The sequence below is a fragment of the Lentzea indica genome, assembly GCF_012184385.1.
GTDB classification, from domain to species: domain Bacteria; phylum Actinomycetota; class Actinomycetes; order Mycobacteriales; family Pseudonocardiaceae; genus Lentzea; species Lentzea indica.
On record NZ_VSRL01000567.1, the window covers coordinates 1 to 1042 of the forward strand.

Annotated in this window: 1 protein-coding gene; it reads right to left on the minus strand. The window is 74.7% G+C overall.

From position 1 onward, the window contains the following. A partial coding sequence (locus FXN61_RS49640; RefSeq protein WP_167980666.1) for an NACHT domain-containing protein occupies nt 1-1042 on the minus strand: 1042 nt, incomplete at both ends.

Here is a 1042-nt window from a genome sequence, read left to right on the forward strand (position 1 = left end):
GCCGCGGTGACCGGGTCCGCGGCCAGCAAACCGGTGAGCGCGAACAGCAACGCGGGCGGCAGGCCGAGGTAGAGGCCGACTGCGACACGCGGCACCGCCCGGTCCAGCCGCCACCAGGCGAGGTCGCGGGTGCGTTCGCGTTCGAGCCGCCGGGCGAGGAAGGACAGCCAGCGCTCGACGTGCTTCGGGTCGTAGTCGCGCGGCTGGCCGAGCCGGGCTGGCGGAGACGGCCGGCGCGCGTACACGGACGGCAGGTACGCGTCGAGCAGGTGCCGTTCGATCGCCGCACGGTCCGGAAACCGTGCGGTGTCACAGAGTTCGCCGGGGTCGGTGGCCGGGTTGGCGTAGGCGCTCCTGGCCAGGTCGACCATCAACGGCGTGCGCAGCGCCTGGGCCAGCACCCCGGCCGGCTCCCGCCTCAGCCACTCGACCAGCGGCCGCCACCTGGTCTCGCCGGGACGTCGGCGCGCGGTCAGGAACTCGACGGCGTCCTCGATCTCCACCGGCTCGATCTCCACCACGGCGGCCCTGGTCAGGAACGAGCCCGCCGCCCGCACCGCGAGCTCGTACTCGGCCCCGCGACAGGTCACCACCAGCGGCCGGCCGGCGCCGACGGCCTGGTCGAGGGCGTCGATCGCGGCCGTGTGCAGGCCGGGCGGCGTCTCGTCCAGCCCGTCCAGCACGGGTATGACCCGGCCTTCGAGCACCAGGCGCAGCCCGGCGTCCTGGCCGTACACGGCGGTGTTGGCCAGCCCCGGATACTCCTCGACCAGCCGCCGGGCCAGCCAGGCGTCCAAGTGCTCGTGGTGCGGATTCCACGACGCCAGCGTCAGCAGCACCGGCACCGGCTCGCCCGGCGGCGGGTCAGCGAGCAGGCCGAGGGTGAGAAGGATGGCCAGCACCGACTTGCCGGCGCCGGGCTCGCCCAGGACCACCAGCTGCCGCGACGGGACCTGCCGGAACTTGGCCACCACGTCGGTCAGGTCACCGCTGAGCACCAGCCGCTCAGGGCCGTCGCCGGGACGGTCGCCCAGCACCGCCG